Source organism: Thermus thermamylovorans (assembly GCF_004307015.1).
Lineage (GTDB): Bacteria > Deinococcota > Deinococci > Deinococcales > Thermaceae > Thermus > Thermus thermamylovorans.
Genome location: NZ_SIJL01000003.1, coordinates 148816 through 172168, shown reverse-complemented (window position 1 = coordinate 172168; position 23353 = coordinate 148816). Strand labels below are relative to the sequence as shown.

Sequence of the window (23353 nt, the reverse complement as noted above, 5' to 3'; positions counted from 1 at the left end):
CCCCATGGGGAACCCTGAAGACCCCGCGCCCGCCGAGGGAAAGCGCCAGAGGCCCCTCCACCTCCCCAGGGGGCGGCGCGGGCAGGGAGACCCCGCCCTGGGGGCCTCAAGCCCAGGAGCCGGGGAGCCTCAGTGGGGATGGCCGCCCTCGTGGGCGTGGCCGTGGAGGAGCTCCTCCGGGCTGGCCTGGCGCACCCGCACCACCTCCACGGCGAAGTCCAGGTCCTTGCCCGCCAGAGGGTGGTTGAAGTCCACGGTGACCTCCTCCCCAAAGACCTCCACCACGGTGAGGGGCATGGGGTTTCCCTCCAGGTCCTGGGCGTAGAACTGGGCCCCGGGGACCACCTCGGCCCCCTGGGGGAAGGCGGAGAGGGGCACCACCTGCACCCCTTCGGGGTCGTGGGGGCCGTAGGCCTTCTCCGCGGGCACCCGGGCCTGGAAGCTCTCCCCTTCCTCGCGGCCTTCCAGCGCCTCCTCGAGGCCCCGGATCAGGTTGCCGCGCCCGTGCAGGTAGGAAAGCTCCCCCTGGTCCAAGACCTCCCCCTCCACCTGGAGGGTGTAGCGGATGGTCACCACCTTGTCCTGTTGCACCTTCATGTTCGTCCTTTCGCAAGCCAGGCTTGCTTTCCCCAGCTTAGCAGAGAGGAGGCGGGGGCGTGGCACCCACCCCCAAGGGGGACCCGGGGCGGCGCCCGGAGGAGGAGCCCAGCAGGCTTTTCCCGGTCCCCGGGCAGGGGGACCAAAGCGCGGGCCAGCTCCAGGAAGGTGAGGACCCGGGGCAGGGAGGGACCGGGGAGGCGGGCGAGGACGTTCTACCCCCAGATCTCCTCGGTCCGGGTGCGCACCTCCAGGAAGACCCCCTGGACGGTGAGGCCCTTGTAGCCTTCCGGCAGGCCTGGGCCCGGCACCGCCACCATGGGGCCCTCGAGGCGGGCTTCTGGGCTTCCCAGAAGGGCCCGGACGGCCCCCCACCTCCAGGGGGCTCCCCAGACCCCGGCTAGGGCCTCCACGTCGGCCCTTGCCCGCTCGGGAGAGAAGGCCAAGGCCAGAAGGGCTAACCCCAGGAGGAAGCCCCAAGGGCCAGGCAACGGACCGCCCCCCGCAGGGGAGGAAAGGGCCGGTTGCCCAGGGGCCCTAGGGCACACTGAGGCCCCAGGCCGCCTCCTTATAGTGGGCCTATGGGGGTGGAAAAGGTCATCGGCCAAACCCCGGTGGTGCGCCTCACGCGGGTGGTGGAGCCCGGCATGGCCGAGGTCTGGGTGAAGCTGGAGGGCCTCAACCCCGGGGGCTCCATCAAGGACCGCCCCGCCTGGTACATGGTCAAGGACGCCGAGGAAAGGGGCCTCCTGCGCCCCGGCTCGGGCCAGGTCATCGTGGAACCCACCAGCGGCAACACCGGCATCGGCCTGGCCATGATCGCCGCCAGCCGGGGCTACCGCCTCATCCTCACCATGCCCGCGCAGATGTCGGAGGAGCGGAAGCGGGTGCTCAGGGCCTTTGGCGCGGAGCTCGTCCTCACCGACCCCGCCCGCAGGATGCTGGCCGCCCGGGAGGAGGCCCTGAGGCTCAAGGAGGCGCTTGGGGCCTTCATGCCCGACCAGTTCGCCAACCCCGCCAACGTCCGCGCCCATTACGAGACCACGGGGCCCGAGCTTTTAGCCGCCCTGGAGGGGCGCGTGGACGCCTTCGTCTACGGCTCGGGCACCGGGGGGACGATCACCGGGGTGGGCCGCTACCTGAAAGAGCGCCTCCCCCAGGTGAAGGTCTACGCGGTGGAGCCCGCCCGCTCCAACGTCCTCTCCGGCGGGAAGATGGGCCAGCACGGGTTCCAGGGGATGGGCCCGGGCTTCATCCCCGAGAACCTGGACCTAGGCCTCCTGGACGGGGTGATCCAGGTCTGGGAAGAGGAGGCCTTTCCCCTAGCCCGCAGGCTCGCCCGGGAGGAGGGGCTCTTCCTGGGGATGAGCTCGGGAGGGATCATCTGGGCGGCGCTCCGGGTGGCGCAGGAGCTTGGCCCCGGAAGGCGGGTGGCCTGCATCAGCCCCGACGGGGGTTGGAAGTACCTCTCCACGGCCCTGTACGCGGAGGATTAGCGCCGGATCACCTGGGCGTCCCGGGGGTAGCGCCTGAGGTCCTGAGGCCTTAAGGAAGCCCTGCGGAACTCCGCCACGCCAAGGTCCGCCAGGACCACCCCCGCCTCGTCCCGGAAGACCAGGCGCAGGGGGCGAGGGTCGGCCTTGAGGACGTAGAGCTCCAGGGTGGCGAACCCCTGCCCCTCCTTGGCCTGGCCCAGAAGCCGCCAGGCCACCCCTTCGGGCAGGCGCTCCTCCCCCAGGAGGCGGAAGCCCACCCTTTCCAGGAGGGCCCCCGGGTCCACCAAGGCCTGGGGGCTCAGGCCCAGGCCCTGCACCTGGGCCCGCTCCTTGGGGGTGACGATGAGCTGGTTGGTGAGGTAGAGGTAGTTCCAGACCTCCCGCTCGGTGATGACGGTGAAGTTCCCCTCCAGGGAGCCCGGGCGCTGGAACTCCAGGCGGAAGAGGTTCTCCCGGGGGATGGCGAGGACGCGCACGCGGAGCTCCTCCCGACCCATGGGCCCCTGGAAGGTGCCCTGTAGGGTGGCCTGCCAAGGGTCCTGCAGGTTCCTGGCCACGCGGTCCAGGATTTCCCCCGCGGACTGGGCCAGGGCCAAGGCCAAAAGAAGAGCCAAGCCAAAAGCGGGTTTCCTCACGGCCACCTCCAGGCGTACCGGACCCAGGCGTAGGGGGCCTCCCGGTGGCCCACCTCCAGGCCCAGGTCCCCGAGCCACAGGAGGAGGCTACCCGCAAAGGGGTAAGAAAGGGTGAGGAGGAGGCTAGCCTCCCCTAAGTAAAGCCCCGCCTCCAGGCGGTTCAACCCCCCAAGACGCAAAGCGAGGTCCAAAACGTCCATCCCCTCCCCCACCTCCCCCCGGTAGCCCAGGACCAGGTAGGGAGGACCCGCCAGCCCGGCCCCCAGGGTGTAGGTGGCCCCCGCCCTCCGGGCGTAGGTGGCCTCGACCCGGGCGGCCTCTCCCCCTTCCAGAAGGAGGCCCACCGCTTCCCTGGGCGCCAGGCGGTAGCGCAGGGAAAGTCGGCCGAAGGGGCCCTCCTCCGGGAAGAGGGGCGGGGCCCTCCTCGGGCGGTAGCCGAGCCTTCCCTGGAGGGCGAATGGCCCCGCGCCCCCCTCAGCGAAGACCACCCCCCCCATCCCCCCCTCCCCCAGCTCCACCTGGAACCCGTAGCCCAGGTAGCCCAAAGGCCCCAGGGCCACCCCGGAAGCGAGGCCCAAAGCCCCCCGCCCCCCCTGGAGGCGGAAGAAGGCCTCGTCGCCTTCCAGGGTTAGGGCCGCCTCGAGGGTGGGAAACAGGGTTCCGGGGGCCCCGTAGGCCCCCGCCTCCAGCCGGCCTTGGGCCAGGCCGGAGGCCAGGCCTAGGAGGATGGCCAGCGCCCACGTCCGCTTCACGCCACCACCTGCTCTCCGGGAGGCCGTGGGCCGAAGGCTCCCTCGCCCAGCCAAGGGAAAGGCGCCCGCGCCCGGTCCCCCTTGGGGAACCCTTCGGAGCGCCGGCCACGGCGGGGCGCCCAGGCCCCCCGCTCCCCAGGCTACCCGCAGGAACCCCTCCCCTCAACCGGGCTCCCGGGCGAGGGGCTGGGGCCTGGCCCGCGCGGAGCCGAACCCGGCAAGTGTTGCCCGGCTTACGGGACCCAAGGGGGTAAACTCCGTACCATGAAGCGGTACCTCATGGTCCTCTCCCTGGTCCTCGCCGCCTGCGCTCCCCAGGTGACCCAGGCCCCGGAGGCCCGGCCCCTCCTGGAGGGGGTGGGGTTCTACCCGGCCACCACCGGGGTGGAGTGGACCTACCTGCCCGAGGGGGAGGCCCTCACCGCCCTACCCTACCGGGTGCGGGTGGAGGGTCCAGCCCTCTACGAGGGGCAGGAGGCCCTGCGCTTCCGCAGCTTCGGCCGCGGGGAGGACCGGATCTACTACCGCCAGGTGGGGGCCTTCGGCGTACGGCTTCTGGGCTTCCAGGATCCCTCGGCCCGGGTGGTCTTCCTCCCCCCCATCCTGGAGTACCCCCCGGAGGCCCTCCTCGCCCCAGGGCACCGCTGGGGCGGGACGGTGGAGGGCCGGGTGGAGCTCCTCACCCCGGGGGGACGGGAGACCCTGGCCCGGGGGATGCTGAGCTACGCCATGGAGGTCCTGGAGGAGCGGGAGGTGCGCCTGCCCGCCGGAACCTTCCGGGTCTTCCGCATCCGCCAGACCTACCAGGACCAGGCCGGGCAGACCGCCTACGAGGTCTGGTTCAGCCCCCGGGTGGGGGAGGTGCGCACCCGGGAGGGGCGCATCCTGGTGGAACGCAACTTCCGGTGAGGTGGCTATGGTGCTGAACAGGGTAAACAGCCCCGAGGACCTGAAGGCCCTGAGCCTGGAGGAGCTCCTCCAGCTGGCGGAGGAGATCCGCAGCGAGATCATCCGGGTCACGGCGCAAAACGGCGGCCACCTGGCGAGCTCCCTGGGGGCGGTGGAGCTCATCCTGGCCCTCCACCGGGTCTTCGAGTCCCCCAGGGACCGCCTCCTCTTCGACGTGGGCCACCAGGCCTACGCCCACAAGCTGGTCACGGGCCGCAAGGACCGCTTTCACACCCTGCGGCAGGAAGGCGGGCTTTCCGGCTTCACCAAGGTCTCGGAGTCGGAGCACGACGCCATCACCGTGGGCCACGCCAGCACCTCCTTGGCCCACGCCCTGGGGATGACCATCGCCCGGGACCTCCGGGGGGAGAGCTACCACGTGGTGGCGGTGATCGGGGACGGGGCCCTCACGGGGGGGATGGCCCTGGCCGCCCTCAACAAGATCGGAGAGCTGGGCAAGAGGATGCTCATCGTCCTCAACGACAACGAGATGAGCATCTCGGAAAACGTGGGGGCCCTCAACAAGTACTTCAAGGAGCTCCAGATCCGGAAGTGGGTCCAGGACGCGGAGAAGCTGGGACGGCAGATCCTGGAGCACATATCCCCCAAGCTCTTCGGCCTGGTGGACCGGGCCAAGGAGGCGGCCAAGCTCCTCCTGCACCAGGAGAACCCCTTCTACGCCTGGGGCCTCCGCTACGTGGGCCCCGTGGACGGGCACGACCTGAAGGGCCTCGTCCACACCCTGGAGCACCTCAAGGAGTTGGACGGTCCCACCCTGCTCCACGTGGTGACCCAAAAGGGCAAGGGCTACAAGGTGGCCGAGGCCGACCCCATCTACTGGCACGGGCCTCCCGGCTTCAACCCCGAGCGGCCGGAGAAGGTCGCCAAGGGCTACTCCTGGAGCCAGGCCTTTGGGGACGCGGTGACGGAGCTCGCCCACCTGGAGCCGCGGCTCTTCGTCCTCACGCCGGCCATGCGGGAGGGCTCGGGGCTGGTGCGCTACTCCCTGGAGCACCCCGAGCGCTACCTGGACGTGGGCATCTGCGAGGACGTGGCGGTGACCACGGCAGCAGGGATGGCCCTGAGGGGCCTCAAGCCCATCGTGGCCATCTACTCCACCTTCCTGCAGCGGGCCTACGACCAGGCCATCCACGACGTGGCCATCGAGAACCTGCCCGTGGTCTTCGCCATCGACCGGGCGGGGATCGTGGGGGCAGACGGGGCCACCCACCACGGGGTCTTCGACATCGCCTATCTGCGCACGGTCCCCAACTTCCAGATCGCCGCCCCCAAGGACGCCTTGGAACTCCGGGCCATGCTGCGGAAGGCCCTGGAGGTGGGAGGCCCGGTGGCCATCCGCTACCCCCGGGACAACGTGGAACGGGCCCCCGAAGGGGTATGGCCCGAGATCGAGTGGGGCCGCTGGGAGGTCTTGAAGGAGGGGACGGAGGCCTACATCCTGGCCTTCGGCAAGACCCTGAGGTACGCCTTGGAGGCTGCCGGGAATGACCCCAGGGTGGGTGTGGTGAACGCCCGGTTCCTCAAGCCCCTGGACAAGGAGATGCTAAGGAGCCTCGCCCGCTACAAGCTCCTTACCGTGGAGGACCACCAGGGGATGGGGGGATTTGGGAGCGCGGTCCTGGAGGCCCTGAACGAGATGGGCTCGAGGCCGGAGGTGCGGATTTTGGCCCTCCCCGACCGCTTCTTCGAGCACGGCACCATCCCCAGTCTCCACCGCCAGGCGGGAATCGACGCGGAGGGCATCCGGAAGGCCCTCCGGGAGATGGGCCTCCATCCCGCCTATGAACGGGCCTGAGGCCCTGCCCTTCGCCGCCAACCTCTACCGGGTGCCGACAGGGGAGGGCTACTTTCTGGTGGACGCCGGGCTTCCCTGGGAGGCGGGAAGGCTCCTGAGGCTCCTCCGGGAACCCCCTAGGCTCCTTTTCCTCACCCATCACCACACCGACCACAGCGGCGGGGCGCGGGCCCTTTGGGAAAGGTTCGGCCTTCCCGTCCTGGCCCATCCCCGGGAGTGGCCCTACCTGACCCGGGAAAGGCCCCGGCCACCCCTCCCCATCCCCCTCCTGGGGCGCATCCTGGCCAACCTGGCCCCGCCCCTGCCCCGGGAGGCCTTAAGGCCGGTGGAGGAAGGGGAGGCGGTCTTGGGCTGGCGGGTGGTGGCCCTTCCCGGCCACACCCTGGGCCAGGTGGGCCTCCTCCGGGAAGGGGTCCTGATCGCCGGGGACGCCCTCCGGGGCCGGGGGCTCCCTCCCCGGTGGATCAACGAGGACCACGCCCTGGCCCGGAAGACAGCCCGCAGGATCCTGGACCTGGGAGCCGAAAGGGTCTACGTGGGCCACGGGAAGCCCCTCTCCCGGGCGGAGGTGGAGGCCCTCGTGCGCAAGTTGGGGACGTGATCGAACCCCTCCCCCTATCCCCGAAGCCGAGGCCGCGCCCCAGCAGGCCGCCGGGGCCCCCACGCGGGCGAAGGCCGTCGGGGGCGGTAGGAGACTGCCCCTCCTCAGCCCCAGGACATTTGCCCTTGCCTCGAGGCCGCATCCTGAGGGCATGAAGCCCGACCTCCACCGCTTTCCCCTCCTGGTGGCCTGGGAGATGACCCGGGCCTGCCTCCTTGCCTGCCAACACTGCCGGGCCTCGGCGGTGCCCGACCCCCTGCCGGGGGAGCTCACCACCGAGGAGGGGCTGGCCCTCCTCCGGGAGCTCGCCACCTACACCCCCAAGCCCATCCTCCTCCCCACCGGGGGCGACCCCCTGGCCCGGCCCGACCTCTTCCTCCTCCTGGAAGAGGCCTGGCGCCTGGGGATCAGGGTGGGCCTCACCCCCGCGGTGACCCCCAGGCTCACCCGGGAGGTGGTGGTCCGCTTCCGGGAGCTCGGCGTGCACCAGATGGCCCTCTCCCTGGACGGGGCCACCCCCGAGGCCCACGACGGCTTCCGCGGGGTGCCGGGCACCTTCGCCCTGGCCCTAGAGGCTTTGGACTGGGCCCAGGAGGTGGGCCTCCTGACCCAGGTGAACACCACCGTCACCCGGCGCACGGCCAAGGAGCTCCCCGGCATCGCCGAGGTCCTGGGCCAAAAGCGCGTGGCCACCTGGGAGGTCTTCTTCCTGGTGCCCGTGGGCCGGGGAGCCCTCCTGGAGCAGCTCTCCCCGGAGGAGTACGAGGAGGCGATGCACCTTCTCTACGATCTATCCCGCCGCTACCCCTTTCGGGTGCGGACGGTGGAGGCCCCCATGTTCCGCCGGGTGGTCCTGGAAAGGCGGCGAGGGGGTGGAGAGGACGGAGCCCTGGTGGGGGAAGGCCGGGGGGTACACCTCTCGGACGGCTACGGCTTCGCCTTCGTCTCCGCCACCGGGGAGGTCTACCCCTCGGGCTTCCTGCCCCTTTCCGCGGGGAACGTGCGGGAGAGGCCCCTTCTGGACATTTACCGAAATAGCCCCCTGTTCTTGGAGCTCCGCAACAGGGCCCTGCTAAAGGGCAAGTGCGGGGTCTGCGAGTACCGGGAGCTTTGCGGGGGAAGCCGGGCCCGGGCCTGGGCGGAGACGGGGGATCACCTGGCCCAGGACCCCCGGTGCGCTTACCAGCCCCAGCGCCCGGGACGCCTGTCCCTGGGACCAGCACCCGGCCTGGCGTAGCCTTAGGGTATGCGCCCCCCCTTTCTCCTGGGCCTCCTTCTCCTGCTGGCGGCGCTGGCCCTCCTCGCCGCCCGCCTCTCCCCCCCTAGAGGAGGGGGGGAAGCGGCGGCCTACGCCCGCCATTGCCAAGCCTGCCACGGGCCCTCCGGGGAAGGGGTGGCCGGGATCTACCCCCCCTTGTCGGAGGTAGGGTTTCTGGCCGCCAGTCCGGAAGGGCGGGCCTACCTGGTGCAGAGCGTGCTCCGGGGGCTTCCGGGGGGGTTGGTGGTGGAGGGGACCGCCTACCGGGTGCCCATGCCGGGGTTTTCCCGGCTGAGGGACGCCGAGTTGGCGGCCGCCCTCAACCACGTCCTCGCCCTGCTGGGGGCTGAGGCCGCCCCCTTCACCCCCGAGGAGGTCCAGGCCCTGAGGGGGGAGGCCCTCTCCCCTCAGGAGGTGCTAAGGTCCCGTCCCCCGGTCCCCTGAGGGACCGGGCATGCTCCCTCCCTCCCAGGGCCCTAGGGCCCTGGGAAAACCCATTTCCCCGGGAAGGCATCCCGGAAATTTCTCCCGACACCTACAGGGAAGCCGTGCCCTTCTCCACCAAACCCCCGGCTTCCTTCCCCCACCGGAGACCGCGGGCGCGCCCGCGCCGGATCCCCCCGCGCGGGACCTCGTCCGCAGAGGGCGGTACCCTTTTCCCCATAAACCCTTCCCCTCCTTTCCCCGGGGGCTGCGCCCGCCCCTTCAGCGGGGCCCCCGCGTGAACTCCGCCCGCATAGGGTGGCGTGGAACCGCCGAGGCTCCGCGCGCGAGGCGGCCCAAAGGGCCGCCAACGAGGCCAGGTGGCCTCAGCTCACCCGCTCCACCCGGAGGAGGTTGGTGGTCCCCCGCACCCCGAAGGGCACCCCGGCGGCGATCACCACCCTCTCCCCCACCTGGGCCAGCCCCGAGGCCTTGACCTCCCGCAGGGCGATGCGCACCATGTCGTCGGTGTCCTGGGGGTCGGGGGCCAGGCGGGGCAGAACCCCCCAGACCAGGGTCAGCTGGCGTTGCACCTCCGGGTTAGGGGTGAGGGCCAGGACCGGCACCCGGGGGCGGGTGCGGGCGATGCGCCGGGCCGAGCCCCCGGTGGCGGTGAAGACCACGATAGCCTGGGCCCCCACCGCCTCCACGACGTCGTCCGCCGCCTGGGCGATGGCGTCCTGGGTGGTGGGGGTGGGAGAGGGGCGCAGCACGCCCAGCCTCTGCGAGAACTCCGGGGAAGCCTCCACCGCCCGGGCGATCTTGGTCATCATGGCCACGGCCTCCACCGGATAGGCCCCGATGGCGGTTTCCGCGGAGAGCATCACCGCGTCGGTGCCGTCGAAGATGGCGTTGGCCACGTCGGAGGCCTCGGCCCGGGTGGGGCTTGGGTTTTGCACCATGGACTCCAGCATCTGGGTGGCGGTGATCACCGGCTTCCCAGCGGCGATGCACCGGAGAATGAGGCGCTTTTGCACGATGGGCACCTCCTCCAGGGGCATCTCCACCCCCAGATCCCCCCGGGCCACCATGATGCCGTCGGCCTCCTCCAGGATCTCCTCGAAGCGGGCCACGGCCGAGGGCTTCTCGATCTTGGCCATGAGCCGAGCCTGGGAACCGTAGCGGGCCAGGTAGTGCCGGGCCAGGAGCAGGTCGTCCCGGGTGCGCACGAAGGAGACCGCCACCCAGTCCACCCCCAGCTCCACCCCCAGGGCCAGGTCCTGGATGTCCTTCTCCGAAAGGGCGGAGATGGAGAGGTCGGCCCCGGGCACGTTGATCCCCTTGCCGTTGGAAAGGACGCCCCCCACCTCCACCACGGTGTGGATCTCGTCCCCCCGGACCCCCTCCACCCGCAGGCGGATGCGCCCGTCGTCCAGCAGGAGGGCCTGCCCGGGGACCACGTCCTCCGGCAGCCTGGGGTAGGTGAGGGAGACCCTTGCCTCGTCCCCCTCCACGGCAGCCCGGGTGAGGACGAAGGGACGGCCCGGCTTGAGCTCCGCCCGCCCCTCGCGGAAACGGCCTACGCGGATCTTGGGTCCCTGGAGGTCCTGCAGGATCCCTAGGGTGACGCCCAGCTCCGCCTCCACCTCCCGCACCCGGGCCACCCGCTCGCGGTGGTCCTCCGGGGTGCCGTGGCTGAAGTTGAGGCGGAAGACCTCCGCCCCCGCCTCCGCCAGGGCCCGGATGGCCTCCTTGCTGCTGGAGGCAGGGCCTAAGGTGGCCACGATCTTGGTGCGCTTAAAAGGCAGCATACCCCAGGAAACGGGCCGCCGGCCCCAGCTCCTCCTCGATGCGCAGGAGCTGGTTGTACTTGGCCAGGCGGTCCGAGCGGGAGAGGGAGCCGGTCTTGATCTGGCCCGCATTCACCGCCACCGCCAGGTCAGCGATGAAGGGATCCTCGGTTTCCCCAGAGCGGTGGCTGATCACCGCCCGGTACCCGGAGCGCTGGGCCAGCCGGATGGCCTCCAGGGTCTCCGAAAGGGTGCCGATCTGGTTGGGCTTGACCAGGACGGCGTTGGCCACCCCCTGCCCGATCCCCTGGCGAAGCCTGTCCGGATTGGTGACGAAAAGGTCATCCCCCACCAGCTGGACCCTGCCGCCCAAGCGCTCGGTAAGGAGCCGCCACCCCTCCCAGTCGTCCTCGGCCAGGCCGTCCTCGAGGGAGCGGATGGGGTACTTCTCCACCCAGGAGGCCCAGAACTCCACCATCTCCTCCGGGGAGAGGACCCTCCCCTCCCCCTCCAGGTGGTACCTCCCCTCCCGGTAGAGCTCGCTGGCGGCAGGGTCGAGGGCCAAGGAGACCTCCCGCCCCGGGGTGTACCCCGCCCGCTCGATGGCCAGGAGGAGGAGCTCCACCGCTTCCTCGTTGCTCCTGAGGTCGGGGGCAAACCCCCCCTCGTCCCCCACGTTGGTGCTGTAGCCCCGCTCCTTCAGCACCCCCTTGAGGGCGTGAAAGACCTCGGCCCCGACGCGCAGGGCCTCGGAAAAGCTTTCCGCTCCCGCGGGCACCAGCATGAACTCCTGGAAGTCCACCCGGTTGTCCGCGTGCTTTCCCCCGTTGATCACGTTCATGAGGGGCACAGGCAGGACCACCCCCTGGACCCCACCCAGGTAGCGGTAGAGGGGAAGCCCCAGGGCCTCCGCCGCCGCCCGGGCCGTGGCCAGGGAGACCGCCAGGATGGCGTTGGCCCCCAGGTTGGACTTGTTGGAGGTGCCGTCCAGCTCCCGCATGGCCCGGTCCACCCCCTCCTGGTCCAGGGCATCCCGGCCGACGAGTTCGGGGGCGATCCGCTCGTTGACGCTCTCCACCGCCCGGCGCACCCCCTTGCCCAGGTAGCGCCTGCCTCCGTCCCGGAGCTCCAGGGCCTCGTGGGTGCCGGTGGAAGCCCCCGAGGGCACCATGGCCCTGCCCTTGGCCCCGCCTTCCAGCTCCACCTCCGCCTCTACCGTGGGAAAGCCCCGGGAATCCAGCACTTCCCTGGCTCGAACGCCGACGATCGCGGTCATGGGTCCCTCCTTCGGGCCGGGAACACCCCGGCGTGGAAGCGCTTCACGCTCCCCTACCCAGCTTACACCCTGAGGGGCACCACCACCGCCCGGTACCCTTCCTCCCCCAGGGGCCGCACCAGGCTGGGGCTGGTGGGTCCCGAAAGGAGCAAGGCCGCCTGGCCCGCAAGGGGCCCCAGGGCCTCGAGGAGGTAGCGGGCGTTGTAGGCCACCGCCAGGGGGGTGCCCTCCAGGCGCACCGGGACCTCCTCCTGCCCTTTGCCGTAGTCCCCCTCGGCGGAGAGGAGGGCCCTTCCCTCCTGGAAGAGGAGGTCCACCCGGTGGTTGTGCCGGTCGGCGAGAACGCTCACCCGGCGCAGGGCCTCGCGGAAAGGCTCCACCTCCAAGACGGCCTGCAAGGGGAACTCCTTGGGAATAACCCGTTCGTAGTCGGGAAACTCCCCTTCCATCAGCTTGACCGCTAGGCGCAGCCGTCCCTTACCCTCCCGCCCCAGGGCCAGGCCCAAGGTGCCCGGCCCCAGGGCCAAGACCACCTCCCCCTCACCTGTACCCCGCAGCACCCGCACCACCTCGTCCAGGCTGCGGGCGGGAACCACCGCCTTCCGGGCAAAGGGCTGGGGTCTTGGCAGCTCGTACAGGGCCAGCCGGTAGCCGTCAGAGGCCACGGCGCGAAGGGCCCTGGGGGAAAACTCCAGCTGCACCCCCCGGAAGATGGCCCGATACTCTTCGTTGCTGGCGGCGTAGCGCACGTGGGCCAGGGCCCGGGAAAGCTCCTCGGCGGGAAGAGCCGTCTGCAGGGGGTAGTCCTCGGAGGGTGTGCCCGCCTCGGGAAAGAGGAGGTCGGGGTAACCTTCCGTGGAGGCCAGGCTCAGCCGGGTACGAAAAGACCCCGAGGCCAGCTCCAGCTCCGTACCCAGGGCCAGCTCCACCAGGTCCCCTGGGAGGCTGCGCACCAGCTGGAAGAAGGGCTGGGCCGGTATCAGAAAGCGCCCCTCCCCCTGGGTGTCCGCGGGGAGGCGGACCTCGAGGTCCACCTCCCCGTTGCTGCCAAAAAGGGTGAGGGCTTCTGGGGAAAGGGCCATTCCCAGATAGGTCAGGAGGGGACTGGAGCTGCGGGAAGGGATCACCCTCTCCAAAAGGCCGAGGGACTCCGCAAGCAAGTTTTTGGGAAAGGACACATTCATTTTCCTTCTCCTCCTATGGTTACTACTAAGTCTTTTAAATTCTTTAAAAGAGTACCGTCGTCGTAGTAGTAGGGCCTGTGGATATGTGGATAAGGGGGCGAAAATCCTGTCCTAGAGGGCAAAGGGGTTGTGGAAAACCCCTGTGGATAACCCGCCCCCGCCTGTGGATAATCTGTGGACAACCGGCGGGTTATCCACAGGGTCCTCCGGAAGGTGGGTTTTCCACAGGTTGTCCACAGGGTTATCCACAGGGAGGCCCCAGTTATCCACAGGGTTATCCACAGGTTATCCACAGGGGTCATACCAGCCTCTCCTTGAGGGCCCGGAGGAGGCTTTGCACCTCCCGATCGCTTTCGGCCAGCTCCTGGACCTTCTGGATGGCGTAGAGCACCGTGGTGTGGTCGCGGCCGCCGAAAAGCTGGCCGATTTCCGGGAGGGAGGAGCGGGTAAGCTCCCGCACCAGGAACATGGCCACCTGCCGGGGCAGGACCACCTCCTTGCGCCGGCCGCCCCCCACCAGGTCCTCGGGCCGCAGGGCGAAGTGCTCCGCCACCTTGCGCACGATCTCCTGGGGGTCCACCTCCACCTCCCGGGGGGAAAAGATCTCGGAGAGGGCCTTGGCGGCCACCACCCGGTTGAGCTCCACTCCGTTCAGGGAGGCATAGGCCACGGTGCGCATCAGGGCGCCCTCCAGCTCCCGGATGTTGGAGGTCACCTGGCGGGCAATGTACTCCAGCACCTCCTCACCGATGCGAAGGCCCCGCTGCTCAGCGTTCATCTTGAGGATGGCGATACGGGTTTCCAGGTCGGGGGGCTGGATGTCGGTGATGAGGCCCCACTCGAAACGGCTCCTGAGGCGGGCCTCGAGGGTCAGGATGTCCTTGGGGGGGCGGTCGGAGGAGAGGATGATCTGCTTGTGGGCTTCGTAGAGGGCGTTGAAGGTGTGGAAGAACTCCTCCTGGGTGCGCTCCTTTCCCGCGATAAACTGGATGTCGTCCACGAGGAGGAGGTCTACGGAGCGGTAGCGCTCCCGGAACTCGGACATGCGGTCCTCGCGGATGGCGTTGATGAGCTCGTTGGTGAAGGTCTCCGTGGACACGTACTCCACCTTCAGGTGGGGGAACCGCTTGGCCACGGAGTGGCCCACCGCGTGCATGAGATGGGTCTTGCCCAGACCCACCCCCCCGTAGATGAAGAGGGGGTTGTAGGCCCGTCCTGGGGACTCGGCCACGGCCACGGCGGCCGCGTGGGCCATGGAGTTGTTGGGGCCTACCACGAAGTTTTCGAAGGTGTACTTGGGGTTGAGCCGGGGCTGGGGGGCATCGAGGGGCGGCGCGGCGTGGAAGATGTCCTCCTGGACGGCGGTGCTGGGCACTACCTTGAGCTCAAAGCGGGGGGCCTGGGCTCCCAGAAGCCCTAAGGCCTCCTGGATGAGCTCGGCGTAGTGCCGCCGGATCCAGTCCAGGGCGAAGGAGGTGGGCACGGCGAGCTCCAGTACGCCCTCCTGGACTCCCAGGGGGCGAATCCGCTCGAACCAGGTGTGGAACTCCACCTCGGTGATGTTGCGGCGGATGTGCTCCAGGATGTGCTGCCAAACGGCCTCGTGGGTCAAGGCTACCCCCCTAGCGTTCCGAGGGAACATTCTACGCCAAGGCCTCGGGTAAAGTGGGGGGTGGGATGCGTTGCGACGTGGTGGTGGTGGGGGGTGGGCATGCGGGCCTCGAGGCTGCCTGGGCCGCGGCCGCCCTCGGGGTGCGGGTGGCCCTGGTCACCGCGGACCCTGAGCGCATGGGTACCATGCCCTGTAACCCCGCGGTAGGGGGTCCGGGGAAGAGCCAGCTGGTGGCCGAGCTCGCGGCCCTGGGGGGGCTGATGGGCCGGGCCGCGGACCAGGCGGCCATCCACACCCGGGTCCTGAACCGCTCCAAGGGCCCGGCGGTGCAAAGCCTGAGGGTGCAGGTGGACCGGGACCTCTACGCCCTGAAGGCCCGGGGGATCCTGGCGGAAAGGCCCATAGAGGTGGTGCGGGGCGAGGTGGCTGCCCTGTGGGTGGAGGGGGGCAGGCTCCTTGGGGTGCGCACCGTGGATGGCCGGGAGATCCGCGCCCGGGCGGTGGTGGTGGCCGGGGGCACCTTCCTCAGGGGGGTGGTCTGGTACGGAAGGCGTTCCCGGCCCGCGGGCCGGCAGGGGGAGCCCCCGGCCCGCTTCCTCTCCCAAAGCCTAAAGGCGGTGGGGCACACCCTGCGGCGCTTCAAGACCGGCACCCCGCCCCGCATCCGGGCGGACTCGGTGGACTTCGGGGCCTTGGAGGTGGTGCCCCCCGAGGTGCCCCCGGGGAGCTTCACGGGAAACCCCGGGCCCCACGCCGCCCGGCTTCCCACCTGGCAGACCCGCACCACGGAGGGCACCCACCGGTTGATCCGGGAGAACCTGCACCTCTCCCCCCTCTACGCCGGGGACATCGAGGGGATCGGGCCCCGCTACTGCCCCTCCATCGAGGACAAGGTGGTGCGCTTCGCCGACAAGGAAAGCCACCTGCTCTTCGTGGAGCCCGATGGGCTTTCCACCAGCGAGGTCTACCTGCAGGGGTTTTCCTCAAGCCTTCCCCCAGAACTCCAGGAGGAGATGGTGCGAAGCCTCCCCGGCTTTGAGCGGGCGGTGATCCAGCGCTACGCCTACGCGGTGGAGTACGACAGTCTGGACCCCACGGAGCTCAGCCGGGGCCTGCAGTCCAAGCGGCTTCCCGGGCTCTTCAGCGCCGGCCAGGTGAACGGCACCTCGGGGTACGAGGAGGCGGCGGCCCAGGGGCTTCTGGCGGGGCTCAACGCGGCCCGCCACGCCCTGGGGCTTCCCGAGGTCCACCTGCCCCGGGAAAGCGGCTACATCGGGGTTTTGGTGGGCGACCTGGTGGGCCGGGGCACGGACGAGCCCTACCGCATGATGACCTCCCGGGTGGAGCTCCGCCTTCTCTGCCGGGCGGACAACGCCGACGAGCGCCTCACCCCCCTGGCGGTGGCCTGGGGCCTGCGGCCCCGGGAGGACCTCCGCCGGGTGGAGGCCAAGTACCGGCGGGTGGCGGAGGAGCTCAGGCGCCTGGAGGCCCTGCGGGTGGAGGGGGTGAGCGGCCTCCAGTGGCTTCGGCGCCCCGGGAACACCTACTCCGCCCTGGCGGAGCGCTTCTCCCCTCAGGAGCCCCTCTCGCCCGAGGAGGCCCAGCAGGTGGAGGTGCGGGCCAAGTACGCGGGCTACATCGAGCGCCAGGAGCGGCTGCGGGAGAGGATGCGGGACCTGGAGGCCTTCCGCCTTCCGGAAAACCTGCACTACCCGGGGGTCCCGGGCCTCTCCCGGGAGGCGGTGGAGAAGCTCTCCCGCCTAAGGCCCCGCACGGCGGCCGAGGCCGCTCGGGTGCCGGGCATCCGCGACTCCGACCTCACCGCCCTTCTGGTGCACCTGCGGAGGCTCGGCTAGTGTTTCCCGTGAAACAGGGGGATGGACGTGGCCCTGAGCCCTAAGGGGGAGGAGCTCCTCCTGGAGGGGGGGAAGGCCTTGGGCCTGGACCTCGAGGCCCACCTGCCCGCCTTCTCCCGCCTCTACGGCCTCCTCTTGGAGGCCAGCCGCCAGCAGAACCTCACCGCCTTGCGGGGGGAAGAGGAGGTGGTGGTCAAGCACTTCCTGGACTCCCTTTCCCTCCTCACCCTGCCCCTCTTCGAGGGTCCCTTGCGGATCCTGGACCTGGGTACGGGGGCGGGCTTCCCGGGCCTGCCCCTGAAGATCGTCCGTCCCGAGCTGGAGGTGGTCCTTCTGGACGCCACGAGGAAGAAGGTGGCCTTCGTGGCCCAGGCGGTGGCGGCCCTGGGGCTCAAGGGGGCCTATCCCCTTTGGGGCCGGGCGGAGGAGCTGGCCCACCGCCCAGAACACCGCGAGGCGTATGGGAGGGTGGTGGCCCGGGCGGTGGCCTCCCTTTGCGTGCTGGCCGAGCTGGGTCTCCCCTTCCTGGCCCTGGGGGGGTACCTGGTGGCCCAGAAGGGGCCCAGGGTCTGGCAGGAGACCGCCCCCTTGCCCCGGGCCCTGGACCTGCTCGGGGGGCGGCTGGATGGGGTGCACTCCCTCCGCCTCCCCTTCACCGGCGAGGAGCGCAACCTGGTGCTGCTGGCCAAGGTGGGCCCCTGCCCGGCCCGCTATCCCCGGCGTCCAGGGGTTCCGGAGAAGCATCCCTTATGCTAGAGACCAGGGTGCGGCGGATCGCCCTGGTCAACCAGAAGGGGGGGGTGGGAAAGACCACCACCGCCATCAACCTTGCTGCCTACCTGGCCCGCCTGGGGAAGCGGGTCCTCCTGGTGGACCTGGACCCCCAGGGAAACGCCACGGGCGGCCTGGGCCTGCGCCCGGGGCGGGGGGTGTACCAGCTCTTGCAGGGGGAGCCCCTGGAGGGGCTGGTGCACCCGGTGGACGGCTTCCACCTTCTCCCCTCTACCCCGGAGCTGGTGGGGGCCACGGTGGAGCTGGCGGAAACGCCCCTGGCCCTGGCGGAGACCCTCCGGGACGAGGCCTACGACTTCACCCTCCTGGACCCTCCCCCAAGTCTCTCCCCCCTCACCCTGAACGCCCTGGCGGCGGCCCAGGGGGTGGTGGTGCCGGTACAGGCGGAGTACTACGCCCTGGAGGGGGTGGCGGGCCTCCTGGTCACCCTGGAGGAGGTGCGGGGGCGTCTTAATCCCGGCCTCCGGCTTTTGGGCATCCTGGTCACCATGTACGATGGCCGCACCCTGCTTTCCCAGCAGGTGGAGGCCCAGCTCCGGGCCCATTTCGGGGAGAGGGTCTTCTGGACGGTGGTGCCCCGCAACGTGCGCCTGGCCGAGGCCCCCAGCTTCGGCCGGACCATCGCCCAGCACGCCCCCACCTCCCCCGGAGCCCACGCCTACCGCCGCCTGGCCGAGGAGGTGATCGCCCGTGTCCAAGAGGCCTAGCGGCCTGGGGAGGGGCCTCGAGGCCCTCCTGCCCAAGACCCCGGGAGGGGTGGTTCGGCTGCCCCTGGCGGCCATCCGCCCCGGCTCCCTCCAGCCCCGGCGGCGCTTCCCCCAGGAGGGCCTGGAGGAGCTGGCCGCCTCCATCCGCGAGAAGGGCCTCCTTCAACCCCTCCTGGTGCGCCCCAGGGGCGAGGGGTACGAGCTGGTGGCGGGGGAAAGGCGCTTCCGGGCGGCCCAGCTGGCGGGCCTCGCGGAGGTGCCCGTGCTGGTTCGCGACCTCACGGACCGGGAGGCTCTGGAGCTGGCCCTGGTGGAGAACCTGCAGCGGGAGGACCTCTCCCCCGTGGAGGAGGCCCGGGGCTACCAGGCCCTTCTGGGGATGGGCCTCACCCAGGAGGAGGTGGCGAAGCGGGTGGGCAAGGCCCGCTCCACGGTGGCCAACGCTTTGAGGCTTTTGCAGTTGCCGGAGGAGGTCCTGGAGGCCCTGGAGGGGGGCTGGATTAGCGCCGGCCACGCCCGGGCCCTCCTGATGCTGGAGCCGGAGGACCGGGTTTGGGGCCTGAGGGAGATCCTGGCCAAGGGGCTTTCCGTGCGCCAGGCGGAGGCCCTGCGGGAGCGCCTGGCCCGGGGGCGGGTCGGAGGGGTCCGTGACCCCTCCCCCTTGTCCTTGGAGCTTTCCCGGCACCTGGGCCTGCCCGTGCGGGTGGTGGGGGGAAGGCGGGGGAAGGTGGTCATCCACTTCCGCTCCCTGGAGGAGCTGGAGGCCCTGCTCCGGCGGCTGGGCTACCAGGCGTAGCCGAAGGAGACCCGCACCGCCCCGTGGCGGTCGGTGCGGTAGACCTTGGCTCCCCGGGCAGCCAGGCGCTCCAGGACCTCGGGGTGGGGTTGGCCGTAGGGGTTGCCCCGCCCCACGCCGATGAGGGCCACCCGCGGCCGGGTCCGCTCCAGGAGGACCTCGGCGGTTCCCGTGCGCGAGCCGTGGTGGCTCACCTTGAGGACGGCCACCTCCTCCACGGCCAGGCGGCGCTCCACCTCCTGGGGCACGTCCGCCAGGAGGAGGGCCCTGGCCCGGCCGAAGTCCAGGAGGAGCACGAGCCCGTCCTCGTCCTTGTCCCCCCTCAGATAGGGCGGCCAGAGGACCTCCAGGCTGCCCCTCCCCACCCCCAGGCGGGTGCCCGCCCCCGGGAAGAGGAGGGGTACCCCCCGCTCCTCCAGGGCCCCCACCAGGGGGTGGTCCCGGGGAAAGGCCGGGGAGAGGAGGGCAAGGCCCACGGGCACCTCCTCCGCCACCCGCAGGAGGCCCCCGTAGTGGTCGGCATCGGGGTGGGTGGCCACCAGCACCTCTAGCGCCTGCACCCCCAGGGCCCGCAGGGCCTGGAGGAGCCTTTCTCCCTGCTCGGGCCGCCCCCCGTCCACCAGCACCGACCCCCCGCCCATCCGGGCCAGAAGGGCGTCCCCCTGGCCCACGTCCAGGGCCCAGAGGTCCAGGGGTTTGGGCCAGGCGCTGAGGAGGCCCGCTAGGGCGGGGAGGCTGGCGAGGACCAGGGCCTTCCGCCAGGTCCAGAGGCGGTGAAGGGCCAGGAGCAGGGGCAGGAGGCCCAGGTAGTAGAGGGCGAAGCCCACCGGGGTGATCTCCCCAAAGCGGAGGAGGGGGCCTTGGGCCGCGGCCCGGGCCAGGAGGAGGAGGGCCTGGGCCAAGGGTTCTACCAGGGGGGCCAGGACCCCCCCCAGGAGGAGCTTGAGGAAGCCCAGGGGCACCATCAGGGCCACCGTGGGCAGAGCCAGGAGGTTGCTGAGGGGCGAGAGAAGGGGCAGGAAGCCGAAGCGGTGGAGGAGGAGGGGGGCCAGGAAGGCCTGGGCCGCCACCGTGGCCAGGAGGCCCCCTAGGAGGTAGCCCCAGGGTCCCGGGGGCCGGGGCAGAGGGGAGAGGACCAGGGCGATTCCCAGGACCGCCAGGTGGGAGAGCTGGAAGGCCAGGCTCAGAAGGGCCTCGGGGCGGTGAAGGAGCTGGAGGAACAGGGCCAGGCCCAAGGCCTGGAGCACCCCTGCGGCCCCCAGCCCCAGGAAGAGGCCCAGGAGGGAGAGGCCCGCCATCAGGCTGGCCCGCACCAGGGAGGGGCTGGGGCCGGCCAGCCAGAGGTAGAGGGGCAGGACCAGGAGGGCCAGGAGGTAGCGCCACCGCCCCAGGGGCCAGAGCAGGAGGACCAGGCTGCCCACCAGGAAGCCCACGTGGAGGCCGGAGAGGGCCAGGAGGTGGGCCAGGCCCGCCCTCTGGAACTGGGCGTAGGTCTCTCCCAGGCCGTCCTTTTCCCCCAGGGTCAGCCCCCGCACCACCCCCTGGCTTGGGGGGGAAAGCCCCCGGACCAGGCGCTCCCGGAAGGGGGCCCGGGGGTCGGGGAGGGGGGCCTGGGCCTCGGCCCGTTCCACGTGAAACACCCCCTCCACCCCCTGGGCCAGGAGCCAGGCCCTCTGGTCAAACCCCCCGGGGTTCCGCCTTCCTTCCGGCGGGGCCAGGTACCCCCGGAGGTGGTAGAGGCCGTCCTCCAGGGGCGGGTAGTGGCGCACCCAGAGCCGGTGGTCCTCCCAGGCCGTGAAGCCTCCCCGCACCTGGAAGACCCCCTCCAGCCGGAGGCCGTAAGGGGGTTCGGGAACGGGCCAAAGGAGGCCCCGCAGGAGGACCAGGGCCAGTCCCAGGCCCAGGGGCCAGCGGAAAAGGGGGAGGAGGGGCAGGGCGGCGAGGAGGATCCAGGGGGAAAGGAGGCCCCAGGCCCCGAGAAGCCCCCCGAGCCCCAGGCCCACCCCGGGGGCCGTCAGCAGGGGGGCGCGCCGGGAGGGGTCCATCCTAGGGGCGCAGGTAGGGCCTTAGCCGCTCCAGGGTGGCGGGGCCGATGCCCTGCACCCGGAGGAGGTCCTCCACCCGTTCGTAGGGCCTCCCCTCCACGATCCTCTGGGCCAGGACGGGACCGATCCCCGGAAGGCTTTGCAGCTCCTCCAGGCTCGCCCCGTTCAGGCTGACGGGCTCCGGGGGTGGGGGTTCGAAGGAGGCTTCTGCCATGACCTCCACCCGTACGGGCAGGGGCCCGGGGGCCACCTTCGGCCAGAGGGCCAGGAGGCCCAAGAGGGCTACCGCGAGGAGGTAGCCAAGGACCACTGCGTCAAGGCCAAACCCAGCCCGCCCAGGCCCACCCCGGCCAGAACCCAAGGGTCGGCCCCGGGGTTCAGGGCCACGAAGGCCACGGTGTAGGCCAGGGTGAGGAGGGCGAGGGCCTTGAGGAGCAGGGCCAAAGGGTGCCGCCCTCCCTGGGCCTTGGGGGCGGGCGGAGGGGAGGCCTCGGGCTCGGGGGCCAGCTCCACCGAGGCCCGCCTGGGGGGGGGTTCCTCCTCCCAGAGGGGGGCGGTGCGGGCCTCCTGCGCCGGGGGTGGCGGCTCAGGGAGGGGAGGAGGCTCTGCTGGAGCGGGGCTAGGCCTGGGAACAGGAGGGGGAGCGGCGGTGGCCTTGCGGGCCCGGGCCACGTGGGGCTTGAGCCCTTCCAGGAAGGTCTTGAGCTCCTCCAGGGGGAAGGCCCGCAAGGGGATGCTTAGGGAGGCCTCGTCCCCCTGGACCGCCAGGGTGCCCGCCTCCCCCCGGCCCACCCGGCGGATGCGGGCCAGCTCCAGACGCTGGACCCCGTTCTCGTCCACGAAGACCAGGTGGGTTTCCGTCACGGCGAGGAAGCCCCCGGGGCCCTCCAACTGGCCCAAAGCCTTTTCCCCCAGCCGGGAAAACGCCGCTTCATACTTGCCCATGGCCCCATTGTATACTTGCCCCGTGCCCCTGCGCTTAGGCCACCGCGGCGCCCCTCGCTTGGCGCGGGAGAACACCCTGGAGTCCTTCAGGAAGGCCCTCGAGGCTGGCCTGGACGGGTTTGAGCTGGACGTGCACCTCACCCGGGACGGGGTTTTGGTGGTCCACCACGACTTCCTCCTGGAGGGGGTGCCCATCCAGGGCTTGCGCCGGCGGGAGCTTCCCGCCTTCGTCCCCACCCTGGAGGAGGTGCTCTCCTCCTTCCCCGAGGCCTGGATCAACGTGGAACTCAAGAGCCTTCCCCCAGAAACCGACGGCCGGGAGGAGGCCCTGGCCCGCCTTCTCGCCCGCTTCCCCTCGGGGCGGGTGTGGGTGAGCTCCTTTGACCCCCTGGCCCTTCTGCGGCTTGCGCAGCTCGGGGTGGGACCCCTGGGCTTTCTCTACGGGAAGCCCGAGGCCGAGGCCCTGGCCCCCTGCCTGGGGGTGGCCTGGATGCACCCGGAGGCTTCCCTGCTCACCGAGGAGCGGGTCCGCGCCCTGAAGGGGCGCTACCGGGTCCTGGCCTGGACGGTGAACGAGCGCCCCCAGGCCCAGGCCCTGGCCGCTTGGGGGGTGGACGCCCTCGTCGGCGACCTCCCCGAGGTTCTGGCCCCTCCCCTATAATGGGGGGGCTATGGCGAATCTGAAGAGCCTCCCCGTGGGTAAGAAGGCCCCCGAGGTGGTCCACATGGTCATCGAGGTGCCCAAGGGCTCCGGCAACAAGTACGAGTACGACCCGGAGCTCGGGGCCGTCAGGCTGGACCGGGTGCTCCCGGGAGCCCAGTTCTACCCCGGGGACTACGGCTTCATCCCCTCCACCCTAGCCGAGGACGGGGACCCCCTGGACGGCATCGTCCTCTCCACCTACCCCCTCATGCCCGGGGTGGTGGTGGAGGTGCGGGTGGTGGGCCTGCTCCTCATGGAGGACGAGAAGGGGGGGGACGCCAAGGTCATCGGGGTGGTGGCCGAGGACCAGCGCCTGGACCACATCCAGGACATCGCCGACGTGCCCGAGGGGGTAAGGCAGGAGATCCAGCACTTCTTCGAAACCTACAAGGCCCTCGAGGCCAGGAAGGGCAAGTGGGTGAGGGTCACGGGCTGGCGGGACCGGCAGGCGGCCTTGGAGGAGGTTCGGGCCTGCATCGCCCGCTACGGGGCCTGAAGGCCCTGCCCTAGGGCCTGGCCTTGGGCCAGGCCCTCCTTCGCTTTACAATGGCCTAAAGGAGGCCCTATGGTCTGCCCGGTGTGCGGGGAAGTCTTGGAGCCAGAGGGGCACAAAGGGGGGGATCTCCTGGACTGCGAGGCCTGCGGGGCCACGCTTCGGTTCCTTTCCGATGGCACATGGGAGCTTTTGCAAGGCCCGGAGGAGGGGGAGGAAGAGCCCCTTTGGGGGATTGCCGCCTACGCGGCGGGGGAAGAGGTGGCCTTAGCCTTTTCCGAGGGCGCCCTGGGGGAAGAGGTGCGGGCCTTGCGGGTGGAGTTGNGCCTTAGCCTTTTCCGAGGGCGCCCTGGGGGAAGAGGTGCGGGCCTTGCGGGTGGAGTTGCTGGAGGCCCTGCGCCGCCTGGAGGAGGGGGTAGGGGAGGAGCCCCCCAAGGAGGCGGAGGATGAGCCCAACCAGGAACCCGACTACGTGACCGTGCACGTGGAGACCGACCAGGGCCCCATGGTCCTGAGGCGCATTTTCTTCCCCGGAGCGCGGGACCTTTTGGAGTTTACCCTGCCCTCGGGCTCGGTCTACGAGTTCCCCTTCCGCGAGGTGCGGGAGCTTCTCCGGCCCCTCCTCTGA

General features: G+C 70.9%; 24 protein-coding genes. 13 read left to right on the top strand and 11 right to left on the bottom strand.

Going from position 1 to position 23353, the window contains the following annotated elements:
* Positions 1-129 precede the first annotated feature (129 nt).
* Both ETP66_RS03890 and ETP66_RS03885 read right to left on the bottom strand, forming a co-directional pair.
* Positions 130-597 (bottom strand): FKBP-type peptidyl-prolyl cis-trans isomerase, encoded by a 468-nt coding sequence (locus ETP66_RS03890; RefSeq protein ID WP_130840791.1) that lies wholly within the window; start codon positions 595-597, stop codon positions 130-132.
* Between the two features lie 215 nt (positions 598-812).
* Complete coding sequence (locus ETP66_RS03885; RefSeq protein ID WP_130840789.1) at positions 813-1088, bottom strand: hypothetical protein; 276 nt, start codon at positions 1086-1088, stop codon at positions 813-815.
* A gap of 90 nt (positions 1089-1178) precedes the next feature.
* On the opposite strand from ETP66_RS03885, the gene cysK reads away from it, so the two are divergent.
* Positions 1179-2093 (top strand): cysteine synthase A, encoded by a 915-nt coding sequence (gene cysK, locus ETP66_RS03880; RefSeq protein WP_130840787.1) that lies wholly within the window; start codon positions 1179-1181, stop codon positions 2091-2093.
* Here cysK and ETP66_RS03875 read toward each other — a convergent pair.
* Both ETP66_RS03875 and ETP66_RS03870 read right to left on the bottom strand, forming a co-directional pair.
* Positions 2090-2728 carry an outer membrane lipoprotein carrier protein LolA gene (locus ETP66_RS03875; protein ID WP_130840785.1) on the bottom strand — a complete coding sequence of 213 codons (639 nt, stop codon included), beginning with the start codon at positions 2726-2728 and terminating at the stop codon, positions 2090-2092. The genes cysK and ETP66_RS03875 overlap by 4 nt on opposite strands.
* On the bottom strand, positions 2725-3480 hold the full coding sequence (locus tag ETP66_RS03870; RefSeq protein ID WP_130840784.1) for a hypothetical protein: 756 nt from the start codon (positions 3478-3480) through the stop codon (positions 2725-2727). The genes ETP66_RS03875 and ETP66_RS03870 overlap by 4 nt, the downstream gene beginning before the upstream one ends.
* A 264-nt stretch (positions 3481-3744) precedes the next feature.
* Between ETP66_RS03870 and ETP66_RS03865 the strand changes: the two genes are divergently transcribed.
* The 5 genes from ETP66_RS03865 to ETP66_RS03845 all read left to right on the top strand — a co-directional run bounded on the left by ETP66_RS03865 (position 3745) and on the right by ETP66_RS03845 (position 8547).
* On the top strand, positions 3745-4389 hold the full coding sequence (locus tag ETP66_RS03865) for a hypothetical protein (protein ID WP_130840782.1): 645 nt from the start codon (positions 3745-3747) through the stop codon (positions 4387-4389).
* Between the two features lie 7 nt (positions 4390-4396).
* Positions 4397-6244, top strand: a complete 1848-nt coding sequence (dxs, locus tag ETP66_RS03860; protein WP_130840780.1) for a 1-deoxy-D-xylulose-5-phosphate synthase — start codon at positions 4397-4399, stop codon at positions 6242-6244.
* On the top strand, positions 6231-6845 hold the full coding sequence (locus ETP66_RS03855) for an MBL fold metallo-hydrolase (RefSeq protein WP_130840778.1): 615 nt from the start codon (positions 6231-6233) through the stop codon (positions 6843-6845). Before dxs ends, ETP66_RS03855 begins: the two co-directional genes overlap by 14 nt.
* Positions 6846-6996: 151 nt before the next feature.
* Entirely contained in the window at positions 6997-8082 is a 1086-nt protein-coding gene (locus tag ETP66_RS03850; protein WP_130840776.1) for a radical SAM protein, read from the top strand.
* 9 nt (positions 8083-8091) lie between these two features.
* On the top strand, positions 8092-8547 hold the full coding sequence (locus ETP66_RS03845; protein WP_130840775.1) for a c-type cytochrome: 456 nt from the start codon (positions 8092-8094) through the stop codon (positions 8545-8547).
* Between the two features lie 365 nt (positions 8548-8912).
* On the opposite strand, the gene pyk is transcribed toward ETP66_RS03845, so the two are convergent.
* From pyk to dnaA, 4 genes are all read right to left on the bottom strand, one after another.
* Positions 8913-10337 carry a pyruvate kinase gene (gene pyk / locus ETP66_RS03840; protein ID WP_130840773.1) on the bottom strand — a complete coding sequence of 475 codons (1425 nt, stop codon included), beginning with the start codon at positions 10335-10337 and terminating at the stop codon, positions 8913-8915.
* Positions 10324-11592 (bottom strand): phosphopyruvate hydratase, encoded by a 1269-nt coding sequence (gene eno / locus ETP66_RS03835; RefSeq protein WP_130840771.1) that lies wholly within the window; start codon positions 11590-11592, stop codon positions 10324-10326. Before eno ends, pyk begins: the two co-directional genes overlap by 14 nt.
* 62 nt (positions 11593-11654) lie before the next feature.
* Positions 11655-12776, bottom strand: coding sequence for a DNA polymerase III subunit beta (dnaN, locus tag ETP66_RS03830; RefSeq protein ID WP_130840770.1), 1122 nt, complete (start codon positions 12774-12776; stop codon positions 11655-11657).
* A 298-nt stretch (positions 12777-13074) separates the two neighbouring features.
* Complete coding sequence (dnaA, locus tag ETP66_RS03825; RefSeq protein ID WP_130840768.1) at positions 13075-14388, bottom strand: chromosomal replication initiator protein DnaA; 1314 nt, start codon at positions 14386-14388, stop codon at positions 13075-13077.
* 53 nt (positions 14389-14441) lie between these two features.
* Between dnaA and mnmG the strand changes: the two genes are divergently transcribed.
* The 4 genes from mnmG to ETP66_RS03805 are packed head-to-tail and all read left to right on the top strand — an operon-like array spanning position 14442 to position 18539.
* Positions 14442-16244, top strand: coding sequence for a tRNA uridine-5-carboxymethylaminomethyl(34) synthesis enzyme MnmG (mnmG, locus tag ETP66_RS03820; protein ID WP_269089298.1), 1803 nt, complete (start codon positions 14442-14444; stop codon positions 16242-16244).
* Between the two features lie 21 nt (positions 16245-16265).
* A complete protein-coding gene (rsmG, locus tag ETP66_RS03815) occupies positions 16266-17000 on the top strand; it encodes a 16S rRNA (guanine(527)-N(7))-methyltransferase RsmG (RefSeq protein WP_130840764.1) in 735 nt (244 codons plus the stop codon).
* Positions 16994-17743 (top strand): chromosome-partitioning ATPase Soj, encoded by a 750-nt coding sequence (gene soj, locus ETP66_RS03810; RefSeq protein WP_130840762.1) that lies wholly within the window; start codon positions 16994-16996, stop codon positions 17741-17743. Before rsmG ends, soj begins: the two co-directional genes overlap by 7 nt.
* Positions 17727-18539: a ParB/RepB/Spo0J family partition protein gene (locus ETP66_RS03805; protein WP_130840760.1), complete on the top strand. Its 813-nt coding sequence runs from the start codon at positions 17727-17729 to the stop codon at positions 18537-18539. The genes soj and ETP66_RS03805 overlap by 17 nt, the downstream gene beginning before the upstream one ends.
* On the opposite strand, the gene ETP66_RS03800 is transcribed toward ETP66_RS03805, so the two are convergent.
* The 3 genes from ETP66_RS03800 to ETP66_RS03790 are packed head-to-tail and all read right to left on the bottom strand — an operon-like array spanning position 18527 to position 21529.
* Entirely contained in the window at positions 18527-20584 is a 2058-nt protein-coding gene (locus tag ETP66_RS03800) for a DNA internalization-related competence protein ComEC/Rec2 (protein WP_130840758.1), read from the bottom strand. The two genes, ETP66_RS03805 and ETP66_RS03800, sit on opposite strands and share 13 nt — an antisense overlap.
* A 1-nt stretch (position 20585) precedes the next feature.
* On the bottom strand, positions 20586-20894 hold the full coding sequence (locus ETP66_RS03795; RefSeq protein ID WP_201738464.1) for a ComEA family DNA-binding protein: 309 nt from the start codon (positions 20892-20894) through the stop codon (positions 20586-20588).
* Positions 20867-21529, bottom strand: coding sequence for a YcxB family protein (locus ETP66_RS03790; RefSeq protein WP_130840756.1), 663 nt, complete (start codon positions 21527-21529; stop codon positions 20867-20869). Before ETP66_RS03790 ends, ETP66_RS03795 begins: the two co-directional genes overlap by 28 nt.
* Before the next feature lie 22 nt (positions 21530-21551).
* Between ETP66_RS03790 and ETP66_RS03785 the strand changes: the two genes are divergently transcribed.
* The 3 genes from ETP66_RS03785 to ETP66_RS12125 all read left to right on the top strand — a co-directional run bounded on the left by ETP66_RS03785 (position 21552) and on the right by ETP66_RS12125 (position 23353).
* Entirely contained in the window at positions 21552-22190 is a 639-nt protein-coding gene (locus tag ETP66_RS03785; RefSeq protein WP_130840754.1) for a glycerophosphodiester phosphodiesterase, read from the top strand.
* A 10-nt stretch (positions 22191-22200) separates the two neighbouring features.
* Positions 22201-22728: an inorganic diphosphatase gene (locus tag ETP66_RS03780; protein WP_130840753.1), complete on the top strand. Its 528-nt coding sequence runs from the start codon at positions 22201-22203 to the stop codon at positions 22726-22728.
* Positions 22729-23095: 367 nt separating this feature from the next.
* Positions 23096-23353 carry a hypothetical protein gene (locus ETP66_RS12125; RefSeq protein ID WP_236630087.1) on the top strand — a complete coding sequence of 86 codons (258 nt, stop codon included), beginning with the start codon at positions 23096-23098 and terminating at the stop codon, positions 23351-23353.